At 44.0% G+C, this 16,854-nt stretch carries 17 protein-coding genes; 11 read left to right on the top strand and 6 right to left on the bottom strand.

Going from position 1 to position 16,854, the window contains the following annotated elements; all coding sequences use genetic code 11:
- Positions 1 to 21 precede the first annotated feature (21 nt).
- Both AC2TF5_RS15475 and tlp read right to left on the bottom strand, forming a co-directional pair.
- Positions 22 to 951, bottom strand: a complete 930-nt coding sequence (locus AC2TF5_RS15475; protein ID WP_491297971.1) for an L-lactate dehydrogenase — start codon at positions 949 to 951, stop codon at positions 22 to 24.
- A 437-nt stretch (positions 952 to 1,388) separates the two neighbouring features.
- Entirely contained in the window at positions 1,389 to 1,616 is a 228-nt protein-coding gene (gene tlp, locus AC2TF5_RS15470) for a small acid-soluble spore protein Tlp (RefSeq protein ID WP_491297969.1), read from the bottom strand.
- A gap of 243 nt (positions 1,617 to 1,859) precedes the next feature.
- On the opposite strand from tlp, the gene AC2TF5_RS15465 reads away from it, so the two are divergent.
- The 8 genes from AC2TF5_RS15465 (at position 1,860) to AC2TF5_RS15430 (ending at position 8,734) form a co-directional block, all read left to right on the top strand.
- Positions 1,860 to 3,149, top strand: coding sequence for a WD40/YVTN/BNR-like repeat-containing protein (locus tag AC2TF5_RS15465; protein WP_491297968.1), 1,290 nt, complete (start codon positions 1,860 to 1,862; stop codon positions 3,147 to 3,149).
- Between the two features lie 236 nt (positions 3,150 to 3,385).
- Positions 3,386 to 3,574 carry a hypothetical protein gene (locus tag AC2TF5_RS15460; protein ID WP_491297966.1) on the top strand — a complete coding sequence of 63 codons (189 nt, stop codon included), beginning with the start codon at positions 3,386 to 3,388 and terminating at the stop codon, positions 3,572 to 3,574.
- A 229-nt stretch (positions 3,575 to 3,803) separates the two neighbouring features.
- A complete protein-coding gene (locus AC2TF5_RS15455) occupies positions 3,804 to 4,220 on the top strand; it encodes a DUF2500 domain-containing protein (RefSeq protein ID WP_491297964.1) in 417 nt (138 codons plus the stop codon).
- 92 nt (positions 4,221 to 4,312) lie between these two features.
- Positions 4,313 to 5,062, top strand: a complete 750-nt coding sequence (locus tag AC2TF5_RS15450; protein ID WP_491297963.1) for an SDR family NAD(P)-dependent oxidoreductase — start codon at positions 4,313 to 4,315, stop codon at positions 5,060 to 5,062.
- A gap of 90 nt (positions 5,063 to 5,152) precedes the next feature.
- On the top strand, positions 5,153 to 6,103 hold the full coding sequence (locus AC2TF5_RS15445; RefSeq protein WP_491297961.1) for a helix-turn-helix transcriptional regulator: 951 nt from the start codon (positions 5,153 to 5,155) through the stop codon (positions 6,101 to 6,103).
- A 64-nt stretch (positions 6,104 to 6,167) separates the two neighbouring features.
- Entirely contained in the window at positions 6,168 to 6,713 is a 546-nt protein-coding gene (locus tag AC2TF5_RS15440; protein WP_491297960.1) for a DinB family protein, read from the top strand.
- A 212-nt stretch (positions 6,714 to 6,925) separates the two neighbouring features.
- Complete coding sequence (locus tag AC2TF5_RS15435) at positions 6,926 to 7,654, top strand: copper resistance CopC family protein (protein ID WP_491297959.1); 729 nt, start codon at positions 6,926 to 6,928, stop codon at positions 7,652 to 7,654.
- Between the two features lie 3 nt (positions 7,655 to 7,657).
- Positions 7,658 to 8,734, top strand: a complete 1,077-nt coding sequence (locus tag AC2TF5_RS15430; RefSeq protein ID WP_491297958.1) for a copper resistance D family protein — start codon at positions 7,658 to 7,660, stop codon at positions 8,732 to 8,734.
- 99 nt (positions 8,735 to 8,833) lie between these two features.
- Here the strand turns inward: AC2TF5_RS15430 and AC2TF5_RS15425 are convergent, their stop codons facing one another.
- From AC2TF5_RS15425 to AC2TF5_RS15415, 3 genes are all read right to left on the bottom strand, one after another.
- Entirely contained in the window at positions 8,834 to 10,201 is a 1,368-nt protein-coding gene (locus AC2TF5_RS15425; protein WP_491297956.1) for an ABC transporter substrate-binding protein, read from the bottom strand.
- Between the two features lie 116 nt (positions 10,202 to 10,317).
- Complete coding sequence (locus tag AC2TF5_RS15420; protein ID WP_491297955.1) at positions 10,318 to 11,142, bottom strand: carbohydrate ABC transporter permease; 825 nt, start codon at positions 11,140 to 11,142, stop codon at positions 10,318 to 10,320.
- Positions 11,139 to 12,113 (bottom strand): carbohydrate ABC transporter permease, encoded by a 975-nt coding sequence (locus tag AC2TF5_RS15415; RefSeq protein WP_491297953.1) that lies wholly within the window; start codon positions 12,111 to 12,113, stop codon positions 11,139 to 11,141. Before AC2TF5_RS15415 ends, AC2TF5_RS15420 begins: the two co-directional genes overlap by 4 nt.
- Positions 12,114 to 12,300: 187 nt before the next feature.
- Here AC2TF5_RS15415 and AC2TF5_RS15410 point away from each other — a divergent pair, with 187 nt between their 5' ends.
- Both AC2TF5_RS15410 and gerQ read left to right on the top strand, forming a co-directional pair.
- Positions 12,301 to 12,723 carry a cell wall hydrolase gene (locus AC2TF5_RS15410; RefSeq protein WP_491297952.1) on the top strand — a complete coding sequence of 141 codons (423 nt, stop codon included), beginning with the start codon at positions 12,301 to 12,303 and terminating at the stop codon, positions 12,721 to 12,723.
- A 33-nt stretch (positions 12,724 to 12,756) separates the two neighbouring features.
- Positions 12,757 to 13,215: a spore coat protein GerQ gene (gene gerQ / locus AC2TF5_RS15405; protein ID WP_491297951.1), complete on the top strand. Its 459-nt coding sequence runs from the start codon at positions 12,757 to 12,759 to the stop codon at positions 13,213 to 13,215.
- A 63-nt stretch (positions 13,216 to 13,278) separates the two neighbouring features.
- On the opposite strand, the gene AC2TF5_RS15400 is transcribed toward gerQ, so the two are convergent.
- Positions 13,279 to 15,135: an alkaline phosphatase gene (locus tag AC2TF5_RS15400; RefSeq protein ID WP_491297950.1), complete on the bottom strand. Its 1,857-nt coding sequence runs from the start codon at positions 15,133 to 15,135 to the stop codon at positions 13,279 to 13,281.
- Between the two features lie 338 nt (positions 15,136 to 15,473).
- On the opposite strand from AC2TF5_RS15400, the gene AC2TF5_RS15395 reads away from it, so the two are divergent.
- Positions 15,474 to 16,790 (top strand): hemolysin family protein, encoded by a 1,317-nt coding sequence (locus tag AC2TF5_RS15395; protein WP_491297949.1) that lies wholly within the window; start codon positions 15,474 to 15,476, stop codon positions 16,788 to 16,790.
- Positions 16,791 to 16,854: the final 64 nt, after the last annotated feature.

Raw genomic sequence — 16,854 nt, 5'->3', positions numbered from 1 at the left:
TCCGGACGTTTTGTTATTCTTTTAAGAATAAAGACTTGCGATCTCAGACTTCAGCTTGTTAGCCGATTTATGGAACAGGGCTGTCTCCTCTTCATTAAGAGGAAGGTCGAGTATTTCCCGTACACCGGTACGGTCTACGACACAAGGCACACCTAGGTATACATCGGATACACCGTTATAGTCCTGGAGCAGAGTGGAGACATTAAGCACTGCGCTTTCGTTCTGCATTATGGCAGTTACAATTCGGTCTAGCGCAAGGGCGATGGCGTAGAACGTAGCCCCTTTAGCGTTGATGATTTCGTAAGCAGCGTTTTTGGTGCTGTCATAAATCTTTTGTTTATCCTCTTCATCGATATCAAGACCGATGCCTGCCACGTTAGCGAGACTCCATACAGGGACTTCAGAATCTCCATGTTCCCCGACAATGTGCGCATGAATACTGCGCGGATCAATATGTTTATGCTTGCCGAGAAGATAGCGGTAGCGCGCACTGTCCAGCAGTGTGCCGGAACCGATGACTCTATTAGCCGGGAAACCGCTCACCTTGAGTGTTACGTAAGACAATATATCCACCGGATTGGTGGCAATCAGCAATATGCCGTCTTGATTATACTTTGTAATATTTTGTACGATCTCGTCAAAAATAACAGCGTTTTTCTTTAAGAGATCGATACGGGTTTCGCCCGGTTTTTGCGAAGCACCAGCCGTAACGATAATAATATCGGCTCCTTCACAGTCCGAGTAGTCTCCGGCCCAAACTTTGACACCACCCACGAATGGAAGTCCGTGATTCATATCGAGTGCTTCACCTACGGCTTTGTCGTGATTGATATCAATCAGAACGATCTCCGCTACACGCTTGCGAAGCAGCAGGGTGTAGGCAGTTGTCGTTCCTACCGCGCCTGTACCGATGATAACAGCACGGCTTGGCCGAAAGATTGTGGAATTCATTCAATCATCTCCTTCTCCTAGTTTGTCTGGTTTTTATGGGAAAATGTTGTACGTTATACAATTACCCATTATAGGGGTAAATCAATGAAATGGGTATTCTTGACACGAATCTGGCTTCCGTGTTATTTTAGAAGGCAACCTATTTTGTCACAGTTTCATCATGAAAGGACATCTATATGTTACAATTTCATTTATAAATCGCTAAAAATATCGTAAAGAACCTGTTTTAGGTTATTTCGCTAGAACATTCAATCATCGTCTTCTGAACAGATTCTGTTTGGAGAACTGACGAATATCGCCAGAGGGTTCGTTTTTTTATCTACTCGGTTTGAAGTTGCTGTTCACGAAGATTCCAAAGCATGGATCTGAATAAAAAACAGGAAGCTCGCTTGAGCCTCCTGTTTTTTTATTACAATTGATAAAGCAGGGAACGTTCATTATTCTCCGCGCTGGAATTTCGCTTCATCCTTGATTTCTTCACGAAATCCGGAAATACTTTTCTTGCGTCGTTCATTTTTTTCCAAAATCTGCTCTTTCTCGGTTTCGGAAATTTCATCACCAAACTCGTTAAGATAATCCTTGGCTTCACGAAAATTCTCGATTGTATCCTGTACAGCATCCTGCAAACGATGGACATTATCTTCGCGGTTATCCGGTTTAGGCATGATTTCACCTCCTCAAGCTTAGCTTTTATGCTGAACCAGCACATTGTGAAGTTTTCCATGGGAGAGCGTTCCTTATGCATCTGCATAACTTTCTGTGAATATTCGTCAAATAAGCTACAAAATTGTTAACAGTCTGAAAAGGTTCCGTTCTGTAAACATATTGGGATTATGATATAATGACCGAAAACGCGACATCAAAACGTGACATCAAAACGCAAGAGGCGATACGAAGGAGGAAACTGCTTGATATTACGCAATCATTCGTACTGTCGAAGCATATTATTGCTAACCATATTCATTTTTTTACTGACTGCTTGTACATCAACATCATCTAAACCGGTGCCGATGAAACAATCCGTTGTTCAGCAAGAGACGGAATCTGTTGAGGATGGACAGACCTTAACCGTGGTAACACCCGAAACGGCCAACAAAGCACCTGAGGAGAAAAGTAAATACCAAATACAGACAAGACTAACCGATTTCCATATGCTAAGTGATTCCGAAGGAATCGCATGGGGACTGACAAAAACCTCTATACGTTTGTACCTTACTGAAGATTTTGGAGAGACGTGGGTTGATATTTCCCCTTCATCCAACATTAATTTTGTAGATAGGCTTGTGTACGGACAGGATATTGTGTTTACAGATAAAGATCATGGCTGGATTGTCCGAAACGGAGTAGGGAGTCAGGAGACCATGCTACTGAACACGAATAACGGGGGGAGTGAATGGAAGCTCTCATCTTTACCTGGTGCAGAAAAAGTGTCGGCTCTTTCGTTTACTTCATCCAGTAACGGCTGGGTGATGGCCGCTAGGGAAGCTTCCCCGGGCTCGCAGGAAAAGACTTTATTCCAGACGAATAATAATGGCGGTAGATGGTCCAACATTATGCAGAATTCAGATTATCCCGCCTCTCGTATTCCAGGCACGGTTATTCCGCGAACAGGCTTAATAGCAGGCATGACATTTGCCAACGCTTTAACCGGATTTGCTACCGTGAAAGAAACACAGGGCTCGAAACTGTACATCACGAGAGACGGAGGCACACAATGGAACTCTTCAAAGCTGGTTTTTCACGATGACCAAATGAAGATGTGCAAGTCCTACATACCCGGAGTACCCAAGTTCCTTGGCAGTACGAATGATGTATGGGTTCCCGTAACCTGCTTAAACGATAATAGTACCGAATACTTGGGATATTTCTCTTCAGACAGCGGAGAGTCATGGAATCTTGTATCTTTCCCTCTGAAACCTAAAAGCACAAGCGGTACACTAAGTCCCGTATTTAGACGTCTCAATGAAGGCTGGAGCATGATCGATGGTATCGTTTATCGCTCGGAGAATATGGGTAAGACTTGGACACCATACCCAGCTGATCCTGAACTGGGTAAACATCTCGCAGATTATCCAATCGTTTCAAAAATGGAGTTTGCCTCCTCCGAAGTAGGATGGATGCTTGTTGAAACCACTGATTCGAAGCGATCTCGGCTTCTTCTAAGCATGGACGGTGGAGCGACCTGGAGAATTAGATAAATCAATCATATGTAGACTTTGTCACTGTAAGCCTGAACAGCAGTGGCAAAGTCTTTTTTTGAAGATTGTCCCATACGACCTGTCCCACGATGATCGCTATTCATGAGCATTCAAGTTTGAATTATCACATTTTGAATAATGTTCACATATTTGTGAAAAAAATCACAATATACAGACGTAAATCATGTTACTATAAAAGTGTAAAGAAGAGGTAATAACAAATAGGAGTGATTGAGATGAGAATGGAAACAGATATGATGACAGTCAACTTGCTTCGCCTTTGCTACAACTGTGACGATGCCCACTTGTGTGAGACCGAAGAACAGTGTAAAGCCTGCTGGGCTGAACTTGGACTTCTTCCGATCGAAAACGAAGATGAAGGACAACGCGAAACCAAGGCATTTCTGCAAATGATTCATGAATAATTCTCCGATTAACCGAACATGGAAGAAAAAGAGTCAACTTTTGACCTAAAGCTGGTGATTTGTAGCGATACAAACATCAGCTTTTTGTTATGTTTACCCCCTTGTCCAACACCAAACGAGTTTTTTTTCCGAATCCTGAGTTAAAGTTGTCTTAATCGGCGCATATAATCTAATGAAGACAAGGAAGTCAGGCGGAATTAGGATGCTTAAAGACGGAAGGGGGAGCCGTATGGGATCGGAATCATATTGGATGTTCGATTTTTTCGGCAGTGTTATACCTGTGGTTTTTGTTGTTGTGCTTGGTATTATACTGCTGTCAGCAGGTAAAGGCATTATGCAATGGAACCGGAATAACAGGCAGCCGCTGCTAACCGTGGATTCTCGAATCGTCAGCAAAAGAAGCGAGGTTACACACAGCCGTCATCCGGATGACAGCATGTCCAGCCGTTCTAGGACTTCCTATTACCTGACTTTTGAAGTCGAGAGCGGAGACCGGATGGAATTTGCAGTCACTGGTAAAGAGTTTGGGATTTGTGCAGAAGGAGATGAGGGAAGATTATCTTTCCAGGGGACCCGATATTACAGATTCGAGCGTTACCCCCGATTACACCATGAACCTGTCCGAGGGTTTGAAAATCATAAATAAAAGACTTTTGGCCTGTTTCTTTCCTTGTTATATAATAATGAATACAGAACACAAGTCCCAGATCTGAACGTAACACAAGGAGGAAACAGCCCATGAAATTTCAAAAGATGACTGTTGTCATAACGGGTGCAGCCAAAGGCATTGGTCTTGGACTAGCGCATGCCTATGCCGCGGAGGGAGCCAACGTTGTTCTCGCTGACATGCAAGAGGAAGAAGGCCGTCAAGTCGAGCATGCATTGCTCCAAGACGGCTTTTCAGCATTCTTTACCACTTGTGATGTTCGCAAGGAAAAAGATGTAGTCCATTTGATGAAATTTGCTTATGAAAAGACCGGGAGTATTGATATAGTCATTAATAACGCGGGTGTATCACGCTGGAAATCGCCCTATGAACTGACTCTGGACGAGTGGGACGAAGTGTTAAACAGTAATGCCCGCAGCTGTTTTCTTGTCTCCCGCGAAGCGGCCAAGTATATGAGAAACTCAGAGAACGGCGGCTCCATTGTAAATTTATCGTCTACCCGTTCGGTCATGTCGGAGCCGAATTCCGAAGCTTATGCCGCTTCAAAAGGAGCGATCGTGTCCTTGACTCATGCGCTTGCCGTCAGTCTGGGGCCAGACGGAATCAGAGTCAACTGTATCAGCCCAGGATGGATTGAGACAGGGCAGTATGACGTATTAACAGACAGGGATCATGCACAGCATCCAGCCGGAAGAGTTGGAAGACCCGATGATATTGCACGAGCCTGTTTCTATCTAACAGATCCTGATAATACCTTTGCTACTGGCTCGCATTTAATTGTGGATGGCGGAATGACTCGAAAGATGATATACGAGGAATAATAATTAATAACATTAAATATTCATAGAATGAATTAATGACGATAAAATACATATTTTCTTATGGTTCAAGCATGAAAGGATGCAGCTGTTGTGAACAAAACAGAACGTCTGCTAGCAATCGTTCTTGAGCTGCAGTGCAAACGGGTGCTGCGAGCAGAAGATCTAGCGGCTACATTTGAGACGAGCAAAAGAACAATTTATCGAGATATTCAAGCGCTGTGTGAGGCTGGAGTGCCTATTGTAGGTTCTACCGGTCTAGGATATTCCTTAATGGAAGGATACTTTCTTCCGCCATTGAGTTTCACAGTGGAAGAAGCTGTTGCGCTGCTGATTGGTACCGGCTTTATTGAACACAAGTTGGATACCGGCTATGGTAAACATGCTCAGAGCTCCCGAAGTAAGATTGAGGCTGTCTTACCGGACAGCGTCCGGAAAGAAGCAGTAAGAGTACGTACAACCATTAGACTGCTTGCTTCCGATATATCATCAGAGAATAGTGTGCGTGAGAAAGAATATATTGAAGCTTTGCGCCGAGTAATATTAGAAAAACGCAAGGTATCCTTCAAGTACACCAAAGTCCACTCCACAGCTAGTGAGAGTCGTCACAGCATTCGCACCGTTGCTCCATATGGTCTTGTGCTTGTGAACGGTTCGTGGGTCTTGGTTGGGCATTGTGATTTACGACAAGAACTTCGCCATTTCCGTTTGACACGGATGCAGGAACTTTCCATTCTAGAGGATCGATTCACTCTTCCTTCTAATTTCAATTTACAAGAATATTCACCGATGGATGATCGTCACATTACAGTTCGGATTCAAGCAGATCCGGGTATTGCACATAAAATTAAGGATTGTAACAATTTTTACTTAGAAGAATTCTCGGACATAACAGATGGCTTGCATGCCACCTTCCGAGTTCGTCACATTGAGGAGCTACTGCCATGGCTGCTTCAATGGGGAGCAGACATTGTCGTACTGGAGCCTGATTCATTACGAAATCGGGTTCGAGAAGAAGCTGAAAAATTGTTGAGACGCTACTGACATAACGCTGTCAGTAGCGTTTTTATATGATAAAGCTAAATGATGAGAAGGAGATGTTATACCTATGAATACTAATGAATCTTTACACAGACTGGAAGAACTCACGAATGTATACCTTAATGAATTATCGGGCTTTAGTGAGGAGCAGCTAACAAGAAAATCCAATGATGAAGAATGGTCGCTTGGACAAATGTACGTTCATTTGATTCAGTCAGCTTTGTTCATGCAGATTCGAAATATAGAGTTATGTATGAGCTCAAGTAGGGAGGAGATTTCTTCAACAGGTGAAAAAACGGAGGCAGGCAAGGCTATATTTGCACGGGGAAGCTTTCCTCCGGTACGAATTCACGTACCAGCTTCACCACAATATACTCCAGCCCAGCCAAAAGATAAGGAGCAACTCGTGGAGGGGCTTGGCAGGGTCTTGGAGCGAATGAAGGAGATCGAGCCTGCTCTATCTAAGTTTTCGTCGCCCCATACAGAATTTCATCCTGGCTTTGGTGCCTTAAACGGAAAGGAATGGTTCTTGTTGGTTGAGATGCATTACCGTCATCATTTACTACAGAAAGATCGATTAAAGAAGGATCTAGAAGATGTCGTAAGAAAATAGGATAAATCAATGAAGACCCCAGCTTAATTAAAAGCTGGGTCTTTTTTGTTAATGTAAATTACATAAAAAATATTATGTAAACTTTAATCCTTACATATCCGATGTGTTTTTAAATAATTCACAAATTGCTCATTAGCTTTACTAGCATGTCTTTGATATTATGAGGAAGATTAAAATTTTAGATAATTCTCGTCGAAGAAGGAGGAATATTGTTGAAATCATTCAAATCTGTAATCATACTGTTTGCTATGCTACTTGTTTTTGCTTTTCCAGCAGGCACTTGGGCGCATTCGAAACTTGAATCAAGTATTCCCGCAGCTGATGCTAAAGTGACCGAAGCCGTGCAGGAGCTCAGCTTATCGTTTAATGAAAAGATTGACTCAACATTAAGCACATTAAGTATTTCAAATGATCAAGGTGTAAAATTGGATACAGCGGAGGTAAAGGTTGAAGAGAACCTTTTAAAAGCTTCTTTGGAAAAACCTTTGGACTCCGGGTCCTACACAGTGGAGTGGAAAATCGTTGGTCGTGACGGTCATCCCGTGAAAGGTACTTATGCTTTCCAAGTAGAAACTCCAAAAGAAACTTCAAAAGAAACTTCAAAAGAAACTTCAAAAGAAACTTCAAAAGAAACTTCAAAAGAAACTTCAAAAGAAACTACGGCTGCTGTAAAAGATAACAATGATGAAAATACTACTGATCAGCAAGAGAATAATGCAGCCGACGATACAAATACAGATCAAGAGAAACCGGGCGAAACTCCAACTCCAACGGATACGGATGAAGCTGCTGCTGCCGATAACACATCTGCCGAACAGCCTCAATCTTCATCGGGTGCTGATGAATCAGGATCTGGAAATACCTTATGGATTGCACTCATTGTGGTCGTAGCTGTTATTGGAGTATACATTGCTCTTAAACAATCCCGGAAAAAACGGTGATCCATGTACTGGATTAGTGAGCCATTTCTATATTTAGGATATTCAATACTGGCAGGCATTACCGTACTTTCCTTCATATCAGAATCCAAGAAACCAGAAATCAAATTTCCGGTCTGGCTTGGACCTGTCGCTGCTCTTAGTGTAGCGATATGCGCCTTTATACCGATTCTGCAGATCATCATGTTTTTTAAGGACGATGTTGGATTCTCCCAATCGTTTAAGGCGATTATGTTCTCCTTCAAGGAAGGGGAGAGATACGCTTGGATTGCTGGACTTTCTATTCTAGTGGCTGTACTAACGGTTATCGTCCATCGTAGACCAAAGGCTGTCGTGCGTTGGCTGTTGCCTATTTGTTTATTAGGGATCTCCTTTGCGATGTCTTCGTTCAACCACGCGGCTTCCTTGTTCGGGTTTAAAGGTGAAATGGCTTTTTTCGGGCATTTTACCGCGATGGCTCTATGGACAGGGACACTTCTTATTGTTGGCTGGTTTAGTAGAGGAACGGAAGGATGGGGCGCTTTTCTAAAATGGTTCCATCCCTTAGCGATTATCTGTGTTCTTCTTGTCGTGGGCTCCGGACTGTTTCTCATGAGCGGAGTGACACCTGACCTCGTTAACAGCTGGGTGCTGCCATATGGTCAAGCACTTTTGATCAAACATATTCTGATTATCCCGCTTCTTGTATTTGCCTTTATTAACGGAAGTCTGATGAAAAGAAAGTTGATTCGTGACAAGGGGTTCAAACCTGCCATCTGGGCAAGAAGCGAAGGAGTTATACTCTGGTTGATCTACATTGTGACGGGGTATATGAACCAACAGCCCGCACCGCATAATCAGACTGCATCATTAACCGAGTCTGATGCTGCCACCATATTTAAATGGACCCACCCTGATTTCGAAGGAGGGACGCTAAGCTTTGGTTGGAGCTTGCCAGGCCTATTACTGCTTCTAATCGGGCTTGCGCTCTTAACATTTATGGTAACTCTGTTTAAGCGAAATAAGCGTGCTGGTATCGTTCTCCTGAGCGGGCTCTGTGCTGCGGTAGCAATATATGCCGGAATCATGTTTTCTTTTAGATAATATAATGAGCAACAAAAATGGGAGTGTCCTAAAGGTCTATTGACCAGGACACTCCTTTTGTCTGTTTTTAGGAAAGAATCTTTTGTCGTTGAAGATAATTTACTTCACGGTTTTATTATAAATTTCGATTTTGGATGTTATTTCTGCAGCTGCTTTATCCAATGCTTCCTGTGGTGATTTTTGTCCGTTTAATACTTCTTCAATGGCCGTTTCCGTGATTTGTCTAGCCTCAGGGAATACGCCCATGACAGCACCTTGAGTCGCCAAATTCGGTTCTGTCTGATGCAACTGGTCGACGGCAGTTTGGAACTGAGGGTATTTCTCCAGGTTTTCCTTCACAATGGGTTCGTCGTAGGCTTTGGTGGTTACCGGGAAATAGCCAGTATTTACGTGCCAGTAAGCTTGTGTTTTCGGCTCGGCAAGGTATTTCATGAATTCCCACGCACCTTTTTGCTCAGCCTCAGACTTGTTGCCAAGCAGCCACAGGCTTGCTCCACCAATGATTACGCCGCCTTTGCCGCCGTTTGACGGCTTAGGCAAGAAGGCTGTTCCAACTTCGAACTTGCCTTCAGAAGCACTGACGATTCCACGTAGGGAGGCGGTGGAATCCAACATCATGGCAACTTGTCCAGCAGCAAATGCTTTTTTAGTGTCATCGGTTTTACGTCCAAGGTTCAGAAGGGATTTATCATTAAGCATTCCTTTCCACCATTCGAGCGTCCTCACACCAGCCTGACTGTTTACCTGAGAGGCTGTTGAAATCGAACTGCGACCGTTTCCGTTGTTCAGCAACTCAGCGCCTTGGTTGGCAAAAAATTGCTCCATAAACCATCCGTAAATTGCGAAGGAGGCGCCTGTTGTTCCGTCTTTAGTCAACTGCTTCGCAGCTGCGGCTACTTCCTCGTAGGTTTTTGGAGGATTTTCCGGATCCAACCCAGCGGCTTTAAAGGCATCTTTATTGTAATAAAGAATTGGGTTGGACGAATTGAAAGGCATGGAGTACAGCTTGTCGTCGAAAGTGTAGTAATTTTTAATATTTGATTCAAGACTGGAGATATCATATTGTTCAGCATCTATAAAGTCTTGAACAGGTTTAATGGCTTTGGTATCCATCATAAAGCGACTACCGATTTCATACACCTGGATCATCGCCGGACCGCTGTTCGAGCCGAGAGAAGCCTTCAGCTTGTTTAAACTTTCATCGTACGTTCCCTGGAACACACCCTCTACCTGAATATCCGGATGCGCCGCATTGAAATCCGAGATTAGCTTGTCCGCAACTTTTCCGAGATCCCCGCTCATGGAATGCCACCAAACGACTTTTACTGGTTCCTTGGCGGTTCCGGAGTCAGCAGCAGCGGCAGTTTCAGTGATTTTCGGTGAACCATTGCTTCCACAGGCTGAACTCACAATCATCATGCAAGCGAGCAATAGCAGGGTGAAGGATCTTTTTCCAAAACGTTTCATGATCGTTAATCTCTCCCTTTGAAAATATAGTTTGTATCTATGTCAACATTACGTAGCCAAATGCAGCTGGCCCCGCAAGACTGATTTCTCATATTCTTATCACTTGAGCACCAATATTACCCTTTTAACGCTCCTGCCGTAATTCCGCGAACGAGCGGTTTAAGTCCTATCGCAAGCAGCAGCAAGGAAGGGAGCAGCAATGTAAGAACCCCTGCAAGTATCAGGTTCCACGAATTCATCTCCTCGAATTGAAGCATGCCGATCCCGATCTGAACGGTACGCATCTCCTCCCGGTTGGTTGTTAACAGCGGCCATAAGTACATGTTCCAGTTGTTTAGAAAAGAGTAGACACCGAGCGTGGCGATACCTGGTAGGGATAATGGCATCACCAGCTTAAGGAACATCCGCATATGTCCGCAACCATCCACTCGGGCTGCTTCGAATAGCTCTTTTGGCAGCTGTAAAAAGTACTGTCTCAGTAGAAATGTCCCGAATGCAGAAGCGACAAAAGGAACAATGAGCCCTTGATAAGTATCAAGCCAGTTGAGGCTTTTTACCGTAAGGTAATTAGGGATCATAATGACTTCCCAAGGAACCATCATGGTGGCAAGAAACAGGCTGAATAACAGCGTTTTTCCAGGGAATTTGAGAAATGCGAAGGCGTATGCAGCAAGGCTGGCCGTTACGATCTGCCCTGCCATGATTGCGCAGGATACGATCATACTGTTTCCAATGAATCTTAGAACCGGAATGGTATCGATGACCTTGATGAAGTTGGACATATTCAAAGCATCAGGCAGTAATGGAGGTGGATACACAGCAGATTCTGCTTCACTCATCATGGAAGTGGACAGGGTGTAGAGCAGAGGGAAAGCGACGAGAAGTGAACAGAGCAGCAGAGCCAGGTAAATAAAACTTTTTGGCAGGAGACGCATACTCATTGGTAATGCACCTTCTTTTCAACGAATTTGAACTGAGCAACGGTGAGCAGAAGGATGATAGCAAACAGGATCAGCGCTTGAGCACTTCCTATACCGAAGCGAAAGTTAATGAAAGCATCCTGATAGATGTTGTAAACCATCACATTCGTGCTGTTCATCGGACCGCCCTTTGTCAAGATGTTAATCTGGCCGAACGCTTGAAAGGAACCTATGACGGATACGACCAGCGTAAAGAAGAGGGTAGGGGAGATGAGCGGCAGCGTAATCCGGAAAAATGTTCGCATCGGACCCGAGCCGTCGATTTTTGTGCTGTCATAAATATCCTCGGAGACGCCCTGCATTCCGCTCAGCATCAAAATATAGTTGAAACCAAGATTCATCCAAACAGTCATCAAGGCAATGGACAGCATCGCCCATTTCGGATCGGTTAACCATTGTACCGGCTCAATTCCGATGAGTTGCAGGAAATAGTTAAGTATCCCTAGGGTTGGGTGGTACAGGATCATCCAGATCATTGAGCCGGTACCGACAGAGACAGCCATCGGTAATGAAAATATGAACCGGAACACTTTCATGCCCTTCAGTTTGTTGTGGGTTAATGCTGCTAGGAGAAGAGAGGCAGCAATACTGATAGGCACCGTCAACACGATAAACAGCATGGTATTCGTAAAACTCTTGTAGAACATGTCGGATAACAGAATCTGCTTGAAATTGTCTAGACCTACGAATTCAGCCACTCGGCCTTGGGGATCGGTTAGAAACAAGCTGAGGTACACCGATTTAATGAGAGGATAAAACAAAAATATACCGAACAGCAAAATCGAAGGGGTCAGTAGTGCATACGCCAACGTAATTTCTTTACGGTGGATTTTTTTGATCGATGTGCCGCTTGCCCTGGCAAGCAATTCTTTTTCATGGGCTGAAGGCGTCAGAGAGTGCCTCGGAGGAGAGAGCGTGTATTCTTTTTCCATGGGTTTGCATTACCTCACTTTCATGCTCTTGGCCTTACTTGTATGAGTATAGAATTCAGATATTAAGTCTGATGAAGAATTGTGTAAGACGAAAGTAATTTATACAAAACTTTGCTGCGAGCTGTAACCTCTATGGGCGAATGCACATAAGATACAGGGTGAAAACAAGGAAACGAGGAGGAGAACTGTGGCCGTTATCAAAGCGAATTCATCAGATGTGGATTTATTGGCAAGATTGATTCGTGCCGAGGCGGAGGGAGAAGGGGAACAGGGCATGCTCATGGTCGGAAATGTTGGAGTAAACCGGATCTTGGCGAATTGTCTGGACTTCCTTAATATCCGCAACATGAATGACATGGTGTTTCAGAGTCCCGGCGGATTTGAAGCGACCCAGAAGGGTTATTTTTATCAGAGAGCCCGAGATAGGGATAGAAGGTTGGCTCGGCGTACCATCGGTGGGGAGCGCACCTGGCCTGCGAATAACGCTTTGTGGTTTTTCAGACCTGAAGGGGATTGCCCACCGACTTGGTATAACCAGGAAAATACCGGTCGGTTTAAGGCTCACTGCTTTTTCAGACCTACTTTCGAAGATTGTCCGAATGTATATTAATAGCGTTTTGTATAATGAAGGAGGAAATTACTTATGTTAAACCATGGAAATGCACCGGTGAACTATACGATTGGTAATGGATATCCAGGTATTCAGCAAGGCTTTCAGCAAGGTGGCCTGCCACAACAAAATCGTGGTATGACTCCCACTAATATGCCTCCACAAGTGATGAGTGGTTCTCATATGACACCACAAGGTAAAGTTGTTCAGACTCCACCTCAGTTTGAGCAGTCCTATGTAGAAAATATTCTGCGTTTGAATCTTGGTAAGCAAGCCACATTATACATGACTTATGAGAACAACTCCCAATGGAACGCAAAAGTATTTACAGGGATTCTGGAAGCAGCTGGCCGCGATCACATCATTATTAGTGAGCCCCAAACAGGCCGTCGAATCATGCTTCTTATGGTGAACCTTGACTATATCGTGTTTAATGAGCCTTTGATATATCAATATCCTGGAGTGACTGGCAATCCGCCAATGGGAAGATAATAAATTTGAATCATGAAAAAGCCGTACATCTCAGTCAGATGTACGGCTTATTGTGTAACAAAGTTATTTCTTAACCTTCTCTTTAACCGGATCTAATTGCAATGCTGCCATCATATTTCGGAATATTTCAGTATTATCCATGTATCCGCTAAAGAAAGAGGCTCCGGGACCTGATGCATTGATCGGCACATCGTCAAACGTGTGAACCTCTTGAGCTTCATCATGAGGAAGGTTGCCGTTGTAATACACTCCATTCGGGTCCTTATCCGGATTAGCAATGTACCAAGGCTTGTCAGTCACCGTCGGGTCCTGGATCGTTGGACTTATCGGTTTCGGATTTGTCATGTAATCTTCATTGTGATCCGGGTGGTTACCCCAACCAATGGCCAGTTTCCAATCGGAATCCGGATTGTCGGGGAAACCGTCTCCATCGGCATCCTTATAGGTCGGGAATTTCGAATCCGCATAGGTGCCGATTAACTCGCGGAGCTCATCACCTTTTTTACCGGCAGCATCTTTTACGGAGAATGTACCGTTTAAAGTCATGGAGTGGCCATGGTCGGCTGTTACAATAACAAGCGTGTCTGGGTGCTTGCGAACGTACTCCTTGACGAGTCCCACGGTCTGGTCAAATTCAATCGTATCCCAAATCACGCGCTCCATATCCATGGCATGTGCCTGTTTATCAATCGAAGCACTTTCGACCATCAAGAAAAAACCGTTTTTGTTATTATCAAGTACGTCTAGTGCTTTTGAGGTCATTTCCATCAAAGTAGGCTGGTCATTATACGTTCCAACGATGTCGGGATTATTAGGCTGTGTATATTCACGGTCGAAATATACGTTCATGTTGCTTGGACGGAACAGACCGAGAAGCTTTCCGTTGGCAGAAGTTTTATTCAGCTCCGTAGCGTTCGTAACGTACGAATACCCTTGCTTTTTGTACGCATCAATAAGATTAGCCTGATCTTTTCGTTTACCACCATCAGAAGCAGGAAGGAACCATTCTCTGCCACCTCCAAGCAGCACATCCGGACGATGGAGAGGATCTAGATAGGATTTGGCTATAAACTCTGATTCATACCGTGAACGGGTATGTACAGTCATGGCAGCCGGTGTTGCATCGGTGATGTCTGCTGTCGTTACAAGACCTGTAGACATCCCCCGTGTACGTTTTAGCAGCTCAATAATGTTCTCTACTTTAGGATCATCTAACGGATCGGCTGTATTGTCAGGGTAAACACCCTCTGCGTTAACTGCTGTTTTATGACCCGTAGCATAGGCTGAGGCGCTATTGGCAGAGTCTGTAACGATCGAATCCATACCTGACGTAGTAACCATACCCATGAAGTCCATGTTCTCCATTTCCAGCCAACCTTTAAATTTGCCTTCATTTATTCCTTTTGAAACAACGCGTGCAGCGGTTCTCATGTTTGCACTCATTCCGTCGCCTATCATAAGAACGACATTTTTCGCTTTTTTACCGTTGCCAATGGCTTGATACACTTCATAATTTACCGTTTTAGTAAACGTTTTTTTTGTGTGATTGACGGAGGCTTTAACGGAAATACGTTCCGGTTTTTTAAATGATACATCGCGGATCGTATACTCCGTGCTATTTGGTGTGGTGTTAGTAATGACAGGCTTTTTGCCAAAATATTGGCCAGCATCCTTGCCGTTAATAAGCACCTGCAGTGGTTCTTTGCCTTCAATACCTGTAACTTCTACTCTGAAGTCCAATTTTTGACCTGCCAATATAGCAGCTCGATCAATAGGCAAAATCGTTATGACTGGTGCAATGGAAGCTTGCTGATTAGTGCTTATTCCTTCTGCATGAGCGGGGAGTGGAGCCGTTCCCCCGAATGCAGCTGCCACTGTAAGTAAGATAGCAGCCATACGTGTTAACCGATTGTTTTTCACACTAGTTCCTCCTTAAAAGATGTCTTCGAATCTAGTATGAAGGTCAATTATTAAGAGATGATCAAATGGGTGTAAACGAGTGTTAAATGACGATAATCAAAAAACAGCTTGTAACAACGCGGTTTTATGTCATATCTGAGCGTTTGACTGTGTATCGTATAACTATATAATTACTTATATAGGTTGTTTACGTTTTAAAAAGACAAGGAGATGAGACCATTGGGAAGTTGACGCGTTGTCCGATTACGTTGTTATGCGTTATGGCTCCACACATTTATAATAACCGAAGGAGGTGTTCCTATCTGTCTTAGCAGTTCATACGGCGGATAGGAGAACGATTGAGTGACCCTTTACCGAGTTGGTTGGGAATATCCTTAATATTGTTTTTAGTATTACTAAATGGTTTTTTTGTATCGGCTGAGCTGGCTTTCGTAAAGGTCAGAGGTAGCCGGGTTGATGCACTTGTTGAAGAAGGAAAGAAGAACGCAAAAATAGCCCAGCGGATTTTGCGCAACCTGGACGCATACATGTCCGCTTGCCAGCTCGGCATTACGATTTCATCGCTTCTACTTGGATGGATCGGAGAACGTTCTATTGCGTTCATGATAGCTCCATGGTTTCAAGCATTAGGGCTTGAAGACACAGTGTTACATGTGGTGTCTATTGTGATTGCATTTGCGTTTATCGCAGTGATGCATATCGTATTAGGCGAACTCGCACCCAAAACAGTTGCTGTCCGCAAGGCGGAAACGATAATCATGTTGTCAGCAAAACCGCTTGACATCATCTACAAAGTTTCGTATCCGGTTATCTGGTTAGTTAACAATTTGTCGAACGGTCTTCTGTACTTATTCCGGATGAAACCTGTCGTTGAACGGGGAACGGCTCACACAGAGGAAGAACTGCGTGATCTGATGAAGGAAAGCAGTGAGATTGGTCTGATCAATGATACGGAACTGACCTTGGTAGATAACATTTTTGAATTTGCGGATACAACAGCAAGAGAGATCATGATTCCTCGTACGGATATGATCTGTTTATACAGCAATCTGTCCATGCAGGAAAATCTCGAAATCGCCCATGAGGGAATGAGGACCCGTTATCCAATCTGTGATGAGGATAAGGACCATATTATTGGATTTATTCATATTAAGGATTTAATGCGGGGATATGTCCGGGACCAGATTTCACTTATTCGCCCGATCATCGCGGTTCCTGAATCGATGAAGATTAGTGATCTGCTGAAGCGTATGCAGCGAAGCAAGACGCAAATTGCGATTCTGATCGATGAATATGGTGGTACGTCCGGCCTTGTTACTCTGGAGGACATCATGGAAGAAATTGTTGGTGAAATTCAGGATGAGTTTGATGAGGAGCGGCAGGGAATTGAAATCGTGTCTGAGGATGAGCATTCTATTGATGGGTTGATGTTGATCGACGAAATTAATGGCCATTTTGGTCTGGATGTGGATACAGAGGATTATGATACGATTGGTGGTTGGTTGTCTTCCCGACTGGAGGTCATCCTTCCGCACAAAGGTCAGTCCTATTCTTACGGTGAATACTTGTTCGTCGTGGAAGAGACGGAAAATAAACGAATATCCCGCATCACTTTGCTGAAACAGCAGGTGATACAGGCGGAGGCCGGCGCATAATACATGCGATGGCAATTAGAAGACAGCGGCTTATAGCCGTTGTCTTTTTTTAATTGAACTAAAA

The sequence above is a fragment of the Paenibacillus sp. JNUCC 34 genome (genome assembly GCF_058269055.1).
The sequence above is the reverse complement of the archived record's forward strand: the minus strand, read 5'-3'. Positions and strand labels throughout refer to the sequence as shown.

Bases quoted from the DNA above. Each gene is read 5' to 3' on its own strand.
- AC2TF5_RS15475 (WP_491297971.1), bottom strand. From the start codon at position 951: ATGAATTCCACAATCTTTCGGCCAAGCCGTGCTGTTATCATCGGTACA.
- tlp (WP_491297969.1), bottom strand. From the start codon at position 1,616: ATGCCTAAACCGGATAACCGCGAAGATAATGTCCATCGTTTGCAGGAT.
- AC2TF5_RS15460 (WP_491297966.1), top strand. From the start codon at position 3,386: ATGAGAATGGAAACAGATATGATGACAGTCAACTTGCTTCGCCTTTGC.
- AC2TF5_RS15455 (WP_491297964.1), top strand. From the start codon at position 3,804: ATGGGATCGGAATCATATTGGATGTTCGATTTTTTCGGCAGTGTTATA.
- AC2TF5_RS15450 (WP_491297963.1), top strand. From the start codon at position 4,313: ATGAAATTTCAAAAGATGACTGTTGTCATAACGGGTGCAGCCAAAGGC.
- AC2TF5_RS15440 (WP_491297960.1), top strand. From the start codon at position 6,168: ATGAATACTAATGAATCTTTACACAGACTGGAAGAACTCACGAATGTA.
- AC2TF5_RS15430 (WP_491297958.1), top strand. From the start codon at position 7,658: ATGTACTGGATTAGTGAGCCATTTCTATATTTAGGATATTCAATACTG.
- AC2TF5_RS15425 (WP_491297956.1), bottom strand. From the start codon at position 10,201: ATGAAACGTTTTGGAAAAAGATCCTTCACCCTGCTATTGCTCGCTTGC.
- AC2TF5_RS15420 (WP_491297955.1), bottom strand. From the start codon at position 11,142: ATGAGTATGCGTCTCCTGCCAAAAAGTTTTATTTACCTGGCTCTGCTG.
- AC2TF5_RS15415 (WP_491297953.1), bottom strand. From the start codon at position 12,113: ATGGAAAAAGAATACACGCTCTCTCCTCCGAGGCACTCTCTGACGCCT.
- gerQ (WP_491297951.1), top strand. From the start codon at position 12,757: ATGTTAAACCATGGAAATGCACCGGTGAACTATACGATTGGTAATGGA.